The sequence below is a fragment of the Nocardia sp. NPDC051030 genome, from assembly GCF_040683015.1.
Classification (GTDB): domain Bacteria; phylum Actinomycetota; class Actinomycetes; order Mycobacteriales; family Mycobacteriaceae; genus Nocardia.
In genome coordinates this window covers 1-13156 of sequence record NZ_JBFBCD010000017.1, presented here as the reverse complement: position 1 = coordinate 13156, position 13156 = coordinate 1, and the positions used below count along the sequence as shown (strand labels likewise).

Genomic DNA, 13156 nt, shown 5'->3' with positions numbered 1-13156 from the left:
TGCCGGGACGAGAGAACGGCCGGTGGTGCCGGAACCCATCGCGTCCTGCCTGACTCGGACCGAGAACGGCGTGTGGATGGTGTGGGCGCACAAGGTGGCCCGGCCGGTGGGGGATCGCTTCCAGCCGGTGACCGGCGGCACGCCCTATCCCATCGACGCGGTGGCCACGTGCGCGCTCGGCATGGCGCATCGTGCCCCGGATGTCTACTGCACCTGCGGGTTTCATGCCCTGTCGACGCCCGCGCCGGGCCTGTACGACACCAGGTTCAAACCGCTCGAGGTCGCGCTCACGGGCCGGGTGCTCGCCTTCGACTTCCGTCGCGGCGGCGTCCTGTTCCGCGCGGAACGCCAGACCGTCATGCGCCACGCGTACTCCGCTTTCCCGGTGCGCCCCTTGCCTCCCGAGCCTCCGCTCGAGCCCGGCGGCCGCACCGCCCGGCTACTCCCGACCCACCCCCGGGACATCGACCGGGTCGGCCTGCGCCTGCCCACCAGCCCGCCGGAATTGCTCCGGCTCACCGATGATGCCGGGCTATGTGAACTCGACCTGTCGGAGCCCGCGATGACGCAGGATCGCACCCAGTCTCACCGGGAGTACCGGCCCGTTTGCCTCTGAATCCCGTTGAAGGGCATTGCGGGCCGCATGTCGGAGTCCGCCAGTAAGCTCACGCCGTGAAGCGTACGAAGTGGACGACACTGGCGGATATCGCCCTGCGCAGGGAGTTGGCCGGGCCCGCCTTCGTATCCGAGGAGGCGGTGCGCATAGTGGAGTCCCTCGCGGAACTCGTTGTCGACGACCAGAATTTCAAGAACCGTCCCTGGGACGGCCTCACCCTGATCTCCCAAATCCGCGAACGCGGGGAAAGCCTGAGCGGTTACATCTACACCGCCGACGGCCGTGCCCGATCCCTGATCCCGCAGGACCGCGAAGCCCTCGACCGCTTCGTAGAGCTGCGCTCCGCCATGACCGACCCCGGCGAGCCGGGTTGGAAGGTGTGCCGCTTCCGAATCAAGCGTGCCGACATGAGCGTGAGCCTCGACTTCGAATACCGCCTCTCCCGGCGCTGGGAGATCTCCGACGCCCAGATCCGCCAAAGCGTCGCAGACCTCGAGTAGCGCCTACCGCAGCTCGACCACCAGCGGAGTGCCACCGGCGAACCAAGCGCGGTGCAGCTCGAGAATCTTGGTTCGCGAAGGTATCCCCCGACGATGAAACGCGTTCTCGAGGTAGTCGAACGGATGGACCGCCTCGCAGAGCGCCGAGTATGCGGCCCGGCGTTCCTCCTCATCGTGCAGGTCCCTTGCGATCCCGTCGAATGTGCCGCCGCGCAAGCGCACCCGTACCGCGGGGTTGGCTCGAATGTTCTTCAGCCACAACGCATGTTCGCCCAGGATCGAGTACGTGTAGACCTTGTCCCCGTCCCGCATCGCCTTGATCAGGCAGCGGCGCTCCTGGCCGCTCTTGCGCCCGGTGGTGGTGAGTACGCCGACGCCGCGCGGCAGCCGGATGGCGAACAGGGTCTGCTGCACCATGTTGAGCGGCCGCGTGATTCTTCGTACCTGGCGCAGAGTCGGTGCGGTGTCGGAGGGAACTCGCTCGGGCACATACCGGCCGTCGCTGTATCTGAGTGAGTCGGGAATCTGGCCGATGATCGGATCGTGCATCACGCCTCCTGGCGCGTTCGTACGTTCTTCCATGGCAGCATCGCGCCGGACGTACGGCAAGACCTATCATCGCCCCGGTTGCGGGACCCCGGTTATGAATGGGATTGCATCATCATGCATAATCATTTGCAGGACGAAGGCCAGGGCCGCGAAGAGCGCACCGGCCCGGCCAGGTATCCGCTCAGCGCGGGCGGACACACCTACAGGCACTAATCGAGGAGCACACGGACTATGACCAAGCGCGTCGTACTCGCCTACTCCGGCGGGCTGGATACCTCCGTCGCCATCAGTTGGATCGGCAAGGAGACCGGGGCCGAGGTGATCGCCGTCGCGATCGATCTCGGACAGGGCGGTGAGGACATGAACGAGGTCCGTCAGCGCGCGCTGGATTGTGGTGCCGTCGAGTCCATCGTGGTGGACGCCCGTGACGAGTTCGCCAATGAGTACTGCCTGCCGACCATTCAGGCCAACGCCATGTACATGGGCCGCTACCCGCTGGTCTCGGCCATCAGCCGCCCGCTGATCGTCAAGCACCTGGTCGAGGCCGCCGAATACCACGGCGCGGACACCGTTTCGCACGGCTGCACCGGTAAGGGCAATGACCAGGTCCGCTTCGAGGTCGGCATCGGCGCGCTCGCGCCCGACCTGAAGGTGATCGCGCCGGTCCGCGACTACGCCTGGACCCGCGAGAAGGCCATCGAGTTCGCCGCCGAGAACAAGCTGCCGATCAATGTCAGCAAGAAGTCGCCGTTCTCCATCGACCAGAACCTCTGGGGCCGTGCCGTCGAAACCGGCTTCCTCGAGGATCTGTGGAACGCGCCGACCAAGGACGTCTACGACTACACGGTCGACCCGACCGTCAACTTCGAAGCGCCCGACGAGCTCATCGTCACCTTCGACAAGGGTGTTCCGGTCGCCATCGACGGCCGCCCGGTCTCCATGCTGGAAGCCATCACCGAGCTGAACCAGCGCGCCGGACGCCAGGGCGTCGGCCGCCTCGACATGGTCGAGGACCGTCTCGTCGGCATCAAGAGCCGCGAGATCTACGAGGCTCCCGGTGCCATCGCGCTGATCACCGCGCACCAGGAGATGGAAGCCGTCACCGTCGAGCGCGAGTTGGGCCGGTACAAGCGTCAGGTCGAGCAGCGCTGGGGCGAGCTGGTGTACGACGGCCTGTGGTTCTCGCCGCTCAAGCGTGCCCTGGATTCCTTCGTGGCCAGCACCCAGGAGCACGTCTCCGGTGATGTCCGCATGGTGCTGCACGGCGGCAGCGTGGTCGTCAACGGCCGTCGCTCCGACGAGTCGCTGTACGACTTCAACCTGGCCACCTACGATGCGGGCGACACCTTCGACCAGTCCATGGCCAAGGGCTTCGTGCAGATCCACGGCCTGTCCTCGAAGGTCGCGGCCCGCCGGGACCTCGGCAAGAAGTAGCCTCGAAACCGGGCCGCCCCGTCCCCCGGTGGACGGCCCGGACGGAGGCGGTCATGCGCAGCGAAGACGACAGCTGGGAGATCACCGAGAGCGTGGGTGCCACGGCGCTCGGGGTCGCGGCCATGCGTGCGGCGGAGACGCGCCGCCCGGATGCGCTGTTTCAGGATCCGTACGCGGAAATCCTTGTGACAGCGGTCGACTCGCCCCTCTGGCAGCGGCTGGGTCGCGGCGACTACGAAGAGTCGGTCGCCGCGAACTTCACCCAGTTCAATGACTTCATGGTCGCGCGGACCCTCTATTTCGACGCGTACTTCCAGGACGCGGCGCAGGCGGGCATCCGGCAGTTCGTGATCCTGGCCGCCGGGCTGGACGCTCGGGCCTACCGGCTCGAATGGCCAACCGGCACCACGGTATTCGAACTCGATCAGCCGAAGGTGCTGGATTTCAAGGCGAAAGCGCTCGACGAGTACGCCGCGCGGCTCACCGTCGATCGCCGGACCGTCGCCGTGGATCTGCGTCACGACTGGCCGGCCGCCTTGCGCGACAATGGATTCGACCCTGCCGCGCCGACCGCATGGCTCATCGAAGGACTGCTGCGCTATCTCCCGGCGGACGCGCAGGATCGACTGCTGGAAAACGTGATCGCCGCCAGCGCCCCTGGTAGCAGGGTCGCGCTCAATATGTCGGGAGCCCGATCGCCGCAGGCCAAGCAGGCGGACGGGGAACGGGCGAAGTTCATGGCCACGCAGGGCGTCCATGTCGACGTCAATGCCCTGTGGTACCCGTTCGAAGGCCGCAACCACCCGGTCGACTGGTTCCGGGAGCAGGGCTGGACCGTGACGCCCGCCGATCCGAGGGAAGTCCTCGCCGGTCACGGGCGTGCAGTAGCCGCGGTCCCGGCCGAAGAAATGACCAGGCACATACTGATGACCGCAATCCGACCCGGAGGAGACAGCACGCCATGACCGAGCAGCACGGCACCAACGAGGGCGCGCTCTGGGGCGGTCGCTTCGCATCCGGACCGGCCGCGGCCATGGCGGCGCTGAGCAAGTCGACCCACTTCGACTGGGTGCTCGCGCCTTACGACATTCGCGCCTCGAAAGCCCATGCGCGCGTGCTGCACAAGGCCGGACTGCTGTCGGAGAGCGATCTCGCCGCCATGCTCGTCGGCCTGGATCAGCTTGCGGTGGACGTGGAGTCGGGCGCGTACGTCCCCGCCGATTCCGATGAGGACGTGCATGGCGCGCTGGAACGCGGCCTGATCGACCGGGTCGGCACCGAACTCGGTGGCCGCCTGCGCGCGGGCCGCTCGCGCAATGACCAGGTCGCCACCCTGTTCCGCATGTGGCTGCGGGATGCCGTGCGCCGCGTGGCCTTCGGTGTGCTCGAGGTGGTGGACGCGCTGGTCGCGCAGGCCGCCGCGCACCCGGATGCGGTCATGCCGGGTAAGACTCACTTGCAGGCCGCGCAGCCCGTCCTGCTCTCGCACCACCTGCTGGCGCACGCCCACCCGCTGCTGCGCGATATCGACCGCCTGCGCGACTTCGACAAGCGGGCCGCGGTGTCCCCCTACGGTTCCGGCGCGCTCGCCGGTTCCTCGCTGGGCCTGGACCCGGAAGCCATTGCCGCGGAACTGGATTTCGACGCCTCGGCCGCGAACTCCATCGACGCCACCTCCTCCCGCGACTTCGCGGCCGAGGCGGCCTTCGTGCTCGCCATGATCGCCGTCGACCTGAGCCGCATGGCCGAAGAGGTGATCATCTGGAGCACACCGGAATTCGGCTACATCACCCTCGCCGACGCCTGGTCCACCGGCTCCTCGATCATGCCGCAGAAGAAGAACCCCGACGTCTCGGAACTGACCCGTGGCAAGGCCGGACGCCTCATCGGCAATGTCTCCGGCCTGCTCGCCACCCTCAAGGCCCAGCCCCTCGCCTACAACCGTGACCTGCAAGAGGACAAGGAACCGGTCTTCGACTCGGTAGCCCAACTCGAACTCCTCCTCCCCGCCATCGCAGGCCTGGTCTCCACCCTCACCTTCCACACCGACCGCATGGCCGAGCTGGCCCCGGCCGGGTTCACCCTCGCCACGGATATCGCCGAATGGCTTGTCCGCCAGGGCGTCCCGTTCCGCGTGGCGCACGAGGCCGCCGGTGGCTGCGTCCGAGTCGCCGAAGCACGCGGCGTCGGCCTGGACGAACTCACCGACGAGGAGTTCGCCGCCGTAGACCCGGCCCTCACCCCCGCAGTCCGCGAGGTCCTGACCGTCCAGGGCTCCATCGCCTCCCGCAATGCCCGCGGCGGCACCGCGGGCACCCAGGTCGCCAAGCAAATCGAGGAAGTCCGCGCCACCGCCGCCGAAGCGCGGTCCTGGCTGCGCTGACCAGCGCCGACCCGCCCGGAAAACCAGTAGCCACCGCGCATTCGCGGTGGCTACTTTCGGTTGATGTCCAAACGGGAAGACCGGCTCCGCGCCCAGATCGAGCCCTTCATGAGGGCGTACGGCCGAGTCTCGCGCCGCCGCTATGGCGGTGACCCGAACGACCGCCATTACGATCGCGCCTTCGAAGAAGAGCTCAAACGTCTGGATCCACGCGACCTCGACCGCCTGATCAACGGGACGGACGAGGAGTGAAGCTCACCCGTGCCTTCGAGGTAGAGCCGAAACGGCTCGAACCGCGCGACCTCGATCGCCTGATCAACGGTATCGACCAGGACGGTTGAGCCCGCGCGGGCGACTCAGCCGCGCCGGTAGTTGACGTGCTTGGCGGCGGGAACGGCGACACGGCCGGGGGAGTGCACCTTGCCGCTGTTCAGCTGCTGCTGATCGGCCTTGTGCTTGCCTCGGCGTTCACGCCGCGAGAGTGGACGGTCTTGCGGGACTGCGGAATTGGGGTCGTGCATAGACGAGTGATCAGGCACAGGTCCTCCTAGGGAATGCGTGACCGGTCCACCGGAGAGATGCCGGTCGAATCGGAATGCCGCTGTGCGGCAAAGGGAACGGCGCCGCGGGGCCGGAAGACGGCCGGGCGCTCGCTGAAGACGCGATCAGGAGAACAGGATGATCCACATGGCATCCAGGTTAACCACACGCCGTCCGATCGTGCATCCTCTTTTTTCGGTGGGACTCCGCATCGGAGTCCCACCGCTGCCGCGGCGCTGATCAGGACGCGGCTATCCTGCGGCAATGACCTTGTTGCTGCTGGGATTGGCGATCGCCTGTGAAGTGACGGCGACCGTCTCGTTGAAGATCTCGGAGGGATTCAGCAAGCTGGTGCCGTCGATCATCGTGGTGATCGGGTATGGGGCGGCGTTCTACTTCCTGTCGCAGGCGCTGAAGCGGGGCATGTCCATCGGGGTGGCGTACGGGATCTGGTCGGCGGTGGGCGTGGTCGCGGTGGCGACCATCGGGGCGCTGTTCCTGAACGAGAGCCTCACGCTGGTGCAGGTCGGGGGGATCGGCCTGGTGATCGCCGGCGTGCTGGCTCTCGAACTGGGTGGGGCTTGAGCCGAGCGCTCAATCCTGTACGTGCACCACATATCCCGCGTCGGAGAGCGCGGAGAGCATATCGTCGCGGTGGGCGGGGCCCCGGGTTTCCAGGGTGAGCAGGACCTCCACCTCGTCGATGGCCAGCCAAGCGCCGGTACGGGAGTGGACCACGTCGAGGACGCTCGCCCCGGTGCGGCCGAGCTCGGCGAGCAGACGGCTGAGGCTGCCCGGGCGGTCGGAGATGGTGACGCGGGCGGCCATATAGCGCCCGGCGGCACTGAGGCCGTGACCGATCACGCGGGTCAGCAGCAGCGGATCGATATTGCCGCCCGAGAGGATGGCACAGACCGGTCCTTGCAGCGCGAGTTCCTCAGGGGTGCAGGTCATCAGCGCGGCGACGGCGGCGGCACCGGCGGGCTCGACAATCAGCTTGGCGCGTTCCATGCAGAGCAGCAGCGCCTTGGACAGGGCGTCCTCATCGACCGTGAGAATGGTCGGGGCGCATTCCAGGATGTGCTCGAACGGAACCTCGCCGGGCCGTCCGACAGCGATGCCGTCGGCCATGGTCGCCATGGATTCGAGTGCGACCGGTTTGCCTGCCGCGAGGGATGCGGGCCAGGCCGCAGCGGCCTCGGCCTGCACGCCGATCACCCGCACCTGCGGGGCCAGCCGCTGCATCACCGCGGCCACACCGGCCAGCAGCCCGCCACCGCCGGTGGGCACCAGCACCGTGCCGACATCCGGAATCTGCTCCAGGATTTCCAGCGCCACCGTCCCCTGCCCGGCCACGATATCCACGTGGTCGAAGGGATGCACCAGTGTCGCCCCGGTCTGCTCGGCGAACTCCCGGGCGGCCGCGAGGGACTCGTCGATGGTGTCGCCGACCTGGTGCACGGTCGCCCCGTACGACTTGGTCGCCACGAGCTTCGGCAGCGCCGCGCCGAGCGGCATGAACACCGTGGATTCGATGCCGAGCGAGGTCGCCGACCAGGCCACGCCCTGCGCGTGATTGCCCGCGCTGGCCGCCACCACGCCGCGAACCCGTTCGGCCTCGGACAGATTCGCGATGCGGTTGTAGGCTCCGCGCGGTTTGAACGATCCGGTTCGTTGTAGGTTCTCGCATTTGAGTCGCACGTCGTGGCCGGTGCGTTCGGCCAATACCCGTGAGGTCACCACGGGAGTCCTTCGAATGACCGGTGCCAGCAGGGTCGCCGCGGCTTCGATCTGGGAAATCACGTCCATGCGCGCCATGCTGCCAGGAGTTAACCCGCCTGTCTCGCTCCCGGCCGGACTCGCCGAGCCGGTTGCGCCGGGCAGCGGGTGGGCGCAATCGTGGTACATGACCAATCCCACCCCATTACCCGCGGAGGTCGGAGCCGTCCTGGATCGGTTCTTCGCCGCGGAACTGTCCACCTACTCCCGCGACCACACGCCCGTCACCGTCCCGGTGGCTCCGCTCTGGCTCCCCGAACGTGGTGAAGTTCTGGTGAGCACCGGAATCGGTGTCCCGCGCAAGGCATTCAACGCACGCCGCGATCCGAAGGTGGCGCTGCTGTATTCCAATCCCACCGCCAGTGGTCTCGACAACCCGCCCGCCGTCCTCGTACAGGGCGATGCCGAGGTTTCCGAAATCATCACGTGGGACGAGGAATTGGCGCGGCAATACCGGAAGGTGTGGGCCCTGCAATCCCGCGGCATGGGCAATGATCCGATCACCAAGCGCGTCTTCTGGTGGTACTACATGCGATTGAAGATTCGCATCAAACCCGTCCGCATCCGATGGTGGCCGGGCCGCGATATGACGGCCACCCCGCACGAGGTGACGCTGTCATGACACTCGCAGAGCAGGTCCACGCCTCAGTACAACGCTTCCCGGACGGCGTCGTGCTCACCGCCGCCGATCTCACCGGCTATCCGGTCAGCATGCGCTGTCGGCTCCGCCTGGATGATGACGAACTCGTGGCGGACCGGCCGAAATGGTTCGAGGCCGCCGACGGACCGGCCTCGCTACTGACCCATAGTCATGACGAGGCGGGGGAGGGGCTGCGTTCCGTGCTGTCCCGGGGAGTGATCGAAAGCCGGGACGGCGCAGTGTTTTTCACGCCCGTGACGCTGGTGAACAATACCGGCTCGCCCCTGCAGATGATCGGCCTCGCTCGGCAGGGCCATCGCGCCGCCACGGCCTACCTGCGCCGCCGAAATATGAAGCGCCCCGACATCCCGTGGGACACCATCAAGGCGACGCGCGCGAGCCTGCGGAAACGGAAGTGAGGCAGGCGGTCGCCGCGCCGATGGACGCCGCGCGCGACCGCCAATCCGCGGCTCGGCCGCCCGCCCGGATTATCGTTCGACCGAATCGCAGAACCGCCCTGCGTAGTCGCGCGTCACCGAGATCCGGAAGCGAGGAACGCTGTGCCGAGGTTCGTTGCTGTGCCGAAGACCCCGACGATGCCCGTGGCTATGAAAGTCGCGGCGGCACTGGCTGTTTCCGTCGCCTCAGTCCTCTGGCCCGCCGCGCCCTCGACCGCCGCCACCCAGGCGTCCATCGGCAGCTGCAATGGCGGCGACTTCCGCTGGACCGCCGTCAACGGCGCGATCGGCATGACGCCCAAGCTGCTGACCTTCACCTCCGTGGGCAGGCTGTGGGATTGCGTCGGGGTCCCCGGCATTACCGGCGGCAGCTTCACCGGAGTGCATGAGGCGTGGTCGGACTGCATGCACCCGGCCGACGGCCCACTCACCGTGAACATCACCTGGAACGACGGTGAGACCTCCACCCTGTGGGCGCCGTGGCCGGTGGGCATGACGCAGCCGACCGTCGGCCCGATGCAGGTCATGGACGGCCTGGGCCAGGGCGGCTGGGTCCGGGTGAGTGCCGAATACGAGATGATGACCCCGGAAATGGTCATGGGCTGCCTCGGCCCCGGAATCACCACCGGCCCCGGCCGTTTGCACGCCGACATGATGTGACCTGCGCGAACGCGCGCCCGAAACGATATATGGATTCCGCAATACGCGGGCAATGGAAGTGCAACGGCGGGGCAATGGCCGATTCTTACCTTGGTCCGACCATCGTTTGACATCGGATCGGATTGGCCATGACCGATATCGTCACCCCCGCCGTGACATCCCCTGCCGCGGCTCCTTCCACAGCGTACGACCTTCGGCTCACCAATGACGATCTGGCCCCATTGCGTGAACAACGCTGGGGCAGTTACCACATCTTCGCCTTCTGGATGTCGGATGTGCACAGCGTCGGCGGATACGTCACGGCCGGAAGCCTTTTCGCCTTGGGCATTGCCGGTTGGCAGGTGCTGGCGGCGCTGCTGATCGGCATCACGATCGTATATTTTCTGTGCAATCTTGTCGCCGCACCCAGTCAGCAGGCCGGAGTGCCGTACCCGGTCATGTGCCGCAGCTCCTTCGGCGTGATCGGCGCGAATATTCCGGCCATCATCCGCGGCCTGATCGCGGTGGCCTGGTACGGGATTCAGACCTATCTGGCCTCGGCCGCGCTGATAGTCGTTGCCGTGAAACTGTTCCCGAGCCTCGCGCCGTACGCCGTGGCCGGTGACTACGGATTCCTCGGGCTGTCGCTGCTCGGCTGGTGCGCCTACCTGGTGTTGTGGGTGGTGCAGGCGGCCGTGTTCTGGCAAGGCATGGAGTCCATTCGCAAGTTCATCGACTTCTGCGGTCCCGCTGTGTATGTCGTGATGTTCCTGCTCTGCGGCTACCTGATCTACAAGGCCGGTTGGGGCTCGATCAACCTGCAATTGGGCGAGGTCAAGTACCACGGCTGGGACGCCCTGCCGGTGGTGCTCGGCGCGATCGCCCTGGTCGTCTCGTACTTCTGCGGCCCCATGCTGAACTTCGGCGACTTCTCCCGCTACGCCAAGTCCATGCCCGCGGTGAAGCGCGGCAACCTGCTCGGCCTGCCGGTGAACTTCCTGGCCTTCTCGCTGCTCGTGGTGATCACCGCGTCATTGACGATCCCGGTGTACGGCGAACTCATCACCGACCCGGTCGAGACCGTCTCGCGCATCGACTCCACGTTCGCGATCGTGCTGGGCGCCTTGACCTTCACCATCGCCACGGTCGGCATCAATATCGTCGCCAACTTCATCTCCCCGGCCTTCGACTTCTCCCATGTCAGCCCCCAGAAGATCAGTTGGCGCATGGGCGGAATGATCGCCGCCGTCGGCTCGGTGCTGATCACGCCCTGGAACCTCTACAACAACCCCGAAGTCATCCACTACACGCTGGAAGTGCTGGGCGCGTTCATCGGCCCGCTGTTCGGCGTGCTGATCGCCGACTACTACCTGATCCGCAAGAAGGAGATCGTGGTCGACGAGCTGTTCACCATGTCCGAGACCGGAAAGTACTGGTACCGCAAGGGATTCAACCCCGTGGCGGTGATCGCCACCGTCCTCGGCGCCGCGGCCGCGGTCTTCCCGGTACTGGCCAAGGACGTCTACGGCATGCACACCGCAGCCCAATACAGCTGGTTCATCGGCTGCGGCCTGGCCCTGCCCATCTACTACGTGCTCGCCTCGCGCACCAAGCTCGCACAGCCCGCCTGACGCGAATTCCCCGGAGGCCATTCGCGCTGCCGGGGATTTGCTCGCTATCCATTCGGCTCAGTGAACGGTTGTGGCGCCGGTTACATAATCTGCGAGAATTCGCGTATTAAAGCCCACACGCTCCAAATCGGCTTTTCCGAGTCGGAATTAGTACCGTAGGGGGCATGCAGCTCTCCCGGTTCACCGATCTCGGCTTGCGGGCGCTCATGCGGCTGGCCGTCAGTGGCGACGCCGAGGAGCGCGTCACCGTCAAACTCATTGCGCGACAGGTGAACGCGTCCGAGAACTACGTGGCCAAAGCCGTATCCAGACTCTCCGAGCTGGGCTACGTCCAGTCCCATCGGGGCCGCACCGGCGGAATCTTCCTCACCGAATCAGGCCGATCCACCACGGTCGGGACAATTGTCCGCGCCCTCGAAGGCGATACCGAGGTAATCGAATGCCTCGGCGACAATCCCTGCCCCCTGGCGAGCGCCTGCCGTTTGCGGAAACTCCTCGCCGAAGCGCAAGCCGCGTTCTACCGGGAACTCGACCAATACACCCTCGCCGATCTGGTGGACCGCCGCACGGTCGAGCTGCTGCATCTGCCGGTCTTCCCGGCGGTAGCACTGGTCAACGAGTAGGAGACATCAATGACGATCGCACCGAACTCCGCTCCGCATACGGTTCCGGAGTTGGACCCCGACCACGCCGACCTCATCCGGGCGACGCTGCCACTGGTCGGTTCGCGCATCGACGACATCACTCCGCTGTTCTACCGCAAGATGTTCCAGGCCCACCCCGAGCTCCTACGTGACCGCTTCAACCGAGGCAACCAAAAGCAAGGCGCCCAGCAGCGAGCACTCGCGGCCTCCATCGCCACCTTCGCCACTCACCTGGTAGACCCGACACTCCCGCACCCCCGAGAACTGTTGTCCCGCATAGGCCACAAACACGCCTCCCTCGGCGTCACCCCCGATGAGTACAAGATCGTGCACGAGCACCTGTTCTCCGCCATAGTCGAAGTCCTCGGCGCAGACGTCGTAACCCCCGAAATCGCCGCCGCCTGGGACCGCGTCTACTGGCTGATGGCAACCACTCTCATCGACCTCGAACAGTCCCTCTACGAATCCGCCGGTGTCCAACCCGGTGACGTATTCCGCGAAACCTGTGTGGTGCAACGCATCGACGACCCATCCGGTGCAGCCACCTTCATAGTCGAATCCGCCACCCCCGCGCTCCCACTCCCGGATTTCCAACCCGGCCAGTACATCTCGGTAGGCGCAGACCTCCCCGACAGCGCCCGCCAACTCCGCCAATACAGCCTGACCAACCACCCCGGCTCCGCCCGCCTCGCCTTCACAGTCCGCAAGGTTCCCGCCGACTCGAACACCCCCGCAGGCGAAGTCTCAACCTGGCTGCACAACACCATCTCTCCAGGCAACCGCCTCCAAATCACCCTCCCCTTCGGCGATCTCACCATCGACCCCGCCGCCACCACCCCCTTGGTTCTGATCTCAGCAGGTATCGGCGTAACCCCCATGGCAGGCATCCTCGAACACCTAGCCGCCGAAACCCCTTCCCGCCGAACACTCGTCCTCCACGCCGACCGCTCAGCCATCACTCACCCGCTGCATGACACGGTCGTGGACTTGGTCGCCGCACTCCACAACGCCGACCTCCGAGTTTGGTACTCCGCCCTCGACCACGGCCGAATGAACCTGGCCGAGGTCGATCTCCCCGAGGACGCCGACTACTACCTCTGCGGCGGCGCAGGCTTCCTGCAATCGCTGCACGCGCAGCTACTGGCGGCCGGAATCCCCAGCGAGCGGGTGCATTTCGAGCTGTTCTCACCCAACGACTGGCTCTTGGGTTCCTACGGTGCCGCTCCTTCCGTCTAAAGACAAAAGATAAGAGACTGTGAGGATGATGTTGATGGCATCCGAGTGGTCTGACCCGCTTAGAGACTGACGTCTTCGACTGTCCTGCTTTTGATTTGTTGACCGGT

Annotated in this window: 16 protein-coding genes; 13 read left to right on the top strand and 3 right to left on the bottom strand. The window is 66.2% G+C overall.

Annotation, left to right across the window (positions count from 1 at the left end; genetic code table 11):
• The first annotated feature begins 22 nt into the window (after positions 1–22).
• Both AB0N05_RS38305 and AB0N05_RS38300 read left to right on the top strand, forming a co-directional pair.
• Positions 23–616 carry a hypothetical protein gene (locus AB0N05_RS38305; RefSeq protein ID WP_364704013.1) on the top strand — a complete coding sequence of 198 codons (594 nt, stop codon included), beginning with the start codon at positions 23–25 and terminating at the stop codon, positions 614–616.
• A gap of 56 nt (positions 617–672) precedes the next feature.
• Positions 673–1116 carry a hypothetical protein gene (locus AB0N05_RS38300; RefSeq protein WP_364704010.1) on the top strand — a complete coding sequence of 148 codons (444 nt, stop codon included), beginning with the start codon at positions 673–675 and terminating at the stop codon, positions 1114–1116.
• Positions 1117–1119: 3 nt separating this feature from the next.
• Here the strand turns inward: AB0N05_RS38300 and AB0N05_RS38295 are convergent, their stop codons facing one another.
• Positions 1120–1665: a nitroreductase family deazaflavin-dependent oxidoreductase gene (locus AB0N05_RS38295; RefSeq protein WP_364704007.1), complete on the bottom strand. Its 546-nt coding sequence runs from the start codon at positions 1663–1665 to the stop codon at positions 1120–1122.
• A 231-nt stretch (positions 1666–1896) separates the two neighbouring features.
• Here AB0N05_RS38295 and AB0N05_RS38290 point away from each other — a divergent pair, with 231 nt between their 5' ends.
• From AB0N05_RS38290 to AB0N05_RS38275, 4 genes are all read left to right on the top strand, one after another.
• Positions 1897–3099 (top strand): argininosuccinate synthase, encoded by a 1203-nt coding sequence (locus AB0N05_RS38290; protein WP_364704005.1) that lies wholly within the window; start codon positions 1897–1899, stop codon positions 3097–3099.
• 53 nt (positions 3100–3152) lie between these two features.
• A complete protein-coding gene (locus tag AB0N05_RS38285; protein WP_364704002.1) occupies positions 3153–4064 on the top strand; it encodes a class I SAM-dependent methyltransferase in 912 nt (303 codons plus the stop codon).
• Positions 4061–5482, top strand: a complete 1422-nt coding sequence (argH, locus tag AB0N05_RS38280) for an argininosuccinate lyase (protein WP_364704000.1) — start codon at positions 4061–4063, stop codon at positions 5480–5482. The genes AB0N05_RS38285 and argH overlap by 4 nt, the downstream gene beginning before the upstream one ends.
• A gap of 63 nt (positions 5483–5545) precedes the next feature.
• The gene (locus AB0N05_RS38275; RefSeq protein WP_364703997.1) at positions 5546–5734 is read left to right on the top strand and encodes a hypothetical protein; all 189 of its coding nucleotides are present in this window, start codon (positions 5546–5548) and stop codon (positions 5732–5734) included.
• 104 nt (positions 5735–5838) lie between these two features.
• Here AB0N05_RS38275 and AB0N05_RS38270 read toward each other — a convergent pair whose 3' ends face one another.
• A complete protein-coding gene (locus AB0N05_RS38270) occupies positions 5839–6003 on the bottom strand; it encodes a hypothetical protein (protein ID WP_364703994.1) in 165 nt (54 codons plus the stop codon).
• A gap of 283 nt (positions 6004–6286) precedes the next feature.
• On the opposite strand from AB0N05_RS38270, the gene AB0N05_RS38265 reads away from it, so the two are divergent.
• The gene (locus AB0N05_RS38265; RefSeq protein ID WP_364703991.1) at positions 6287–6607 is read left to right on the top strand and encodes a multidrug efflux SMR transporter; all 321 of its coding nucleotides are present in this window, start codon (positions 6287–6289) and stop codon (positions 6605–6607) included.
• Between the two features lie 9 nt (positions 6608–6616).
• Here AB0N05_RS38265 and ilvA read toward each other — a convergent pair whose 3' ends face one another.
• Positions 6617–7840: a threonine ammonia-lyase gene (gene ilvA / locus AB0N05_RS38260; RefSeq protein ID WP_364703989.1), complete on the bottom strand. Its 1224-nt coding sequence runs from the start codon at positions 7838–7840 to the stop codon at positions 6617–6619.
• Between the two features lie 88 nt (positions 7841–7928).
• Here ilvA and AB0N05_RS38255 point away from each other — a divergent pair, with 88 nt between their 5' ends.
• From AB0N05_RS38255 to AB0N05_RS38230, 6 genes are all read left to right on the top strand, one after another.
• Complete coding sequence (locus tag AB0N05_RS38255) at positions 7929–8423, top strand: pyridoxamine 5'-phosphate oxidase family protein (RefSeq protein ID WP_364703986.1); 495 nt, start codon at positions 7929–7931, stop codon at positions 8421–8423.
• On the top strand, positions 8420–8860 hold the full coding sequence (locus tag AB0N05_RS38250) for a hypothetical protein (protein WP_364703984.1): 441 nt from the start codon (positions 8420–8422) through the stop codon (positions 8858–8860). The genes AB0N05_RS38255 and AB0N05_RS38250 overlap by 4 nt, the downstream gene beginning before the upstream one ends.
• A 183-nt stretch (positions 8861–9043) precedes the next feature.
• Positions 9044–9559 carry a hypothetical protein gene (locus tag AB0N05_RS38245; protein ID WP_364703982.1) on the top strand — a complete coding sequence of 172 codons (516 nt, stop codon included), beginning with the start codon at positions 9044–9046 and terminating at the stop codon, positions 9557–9559.
• 128 nt (positions 9560–9687) lie between these two features.
• Entirely contained in the window at positions 9688–11169 is a 1482-nt protein-coding gene (locus AB0N05_RS38240) for an NCS1 family nucleobase:cation symporter-1 (RefSeq protein ID WP_364703979.1), read from the top strand.
• Between the two features lie 164 nt (positions 11170–11333).
• The gene (locus AB0N05_RS38235) at positions 11334–11792 is read left to right on the top strand and encodes an Rrf2 family transcriptional regulator (RefSeq protein ID WP_364703976.1); all 459 of its coding nucleotides are present in this window, start codon (positions 11334–11336) and stop codon (positions 11790–11792) included.
• A 9-nt stretch (positions 11793–11801) separates the two neighbouring features.
• Positions 11802–13049 carry a globin domain-containing protein gene (locus AB0N05_RS38230; RefSeq protein ID WP_364703973.1) on the top strand — a complete coding sequence of 416 codons (1248 nt, stop codon included), beginning with the start codon at positions 11802–11804 and terminating at the stop codon, positions 13047–13049.
• Positions 13050–13156: the final 107 nt, after the last annotated feature.

Bases quoted from the DNA above. Each gene is read 5' to 3' on its own strand.
- AB0N05_RS38270 (WP_364703994.1), bottom strand. From the start codon at position 6,003: ATGCACGACCCCAATTCCGCAGTCCCGCAAGACCGTCCACTCTCGCGG.
- AB0N05_RS38230 (WP_364703973.1), top strand. From the start codon at position 11,802: ATGACGATCGCACCGAACTCCGCTCCGCATACGGTTCCGGAGTTGGAC.
- AB0N05_RS38290 (WP_364704005.1), top strand. From the start codon at position 1,897: ATGACCAAGCGCGTCGTACTCGCCTACTCCGGCGGGCTGGATACCTCC.
- AB0N05_RS38235 (WP_364703976.1), top strand. From the start codon at position 11,334: ATGCAGCTCTCCCGGTTCACCGATCTCGGCTTGCGGGCGCTCATGCGG.
- AB0N05_RS38275 (WP_364703997.1), top strand. From the start codon at position 5,546: ATGTCCAAACGGGAAGACCGGCTCCGCGCCCAGATCGAGCCCTTCATG.
- AB0N05_RS38295 (WP_364704007.1), bottom strand. From the start codon at position 1,665: ATGCACGATCCGATCATCGGCCAGATTCCCGACTCACTCAGATACAGC.
- AB0N05_RS38265 (WP_364703991.1), top strand. From the start codon at position 6,287: ATGACCTTGTTGCTGCTGGGATTGGCGATCGCCTGTGAAGTGACGGCG.
- argH (WP_364704000.1), top strand. From the start codon at position 4,061: ATGACCGAGCAGCACGGCACCAACGAGGGCGCGCTCTGGGGCGGTCGC.
- AB0N05_RS38250 (WP_364703984.1), top strand. From the start codon at position 8,420: ATGACACTCGCAGAGCAGGTCCACGCCTCAGTACAACGCTTCCCGGAC.
- AB0N05_RS38240 (WP_364703979.1), top strand. From the start codon at position 9,688: ATGACCGATATCGTCACCCCCGCCGTGACATCCCCTGCCGCGGCTCCT.
- AB0N05_RS38255 (WP_364703986.1), top strand. From the start codon at position 7,929: ATGACCAATCCCACCCCATTACCCGCGGAGGTCGGAGCCGTCCTGGAT.
- AB0N05_RS38285 (WP_364704002.1), top strand. From the start codon at position 3,153: ATGCGCAGCGAAGACGACAGCTGGGAGATCACCGAGAGCGTGGGTGCC.
- ilvA (WP_364703989.1), bottom strand. From the start codon at position 7,840: ATGGCGCGCATGGACGTGATTTCCCAGATCGAAGCCGCGGCGACCCTG.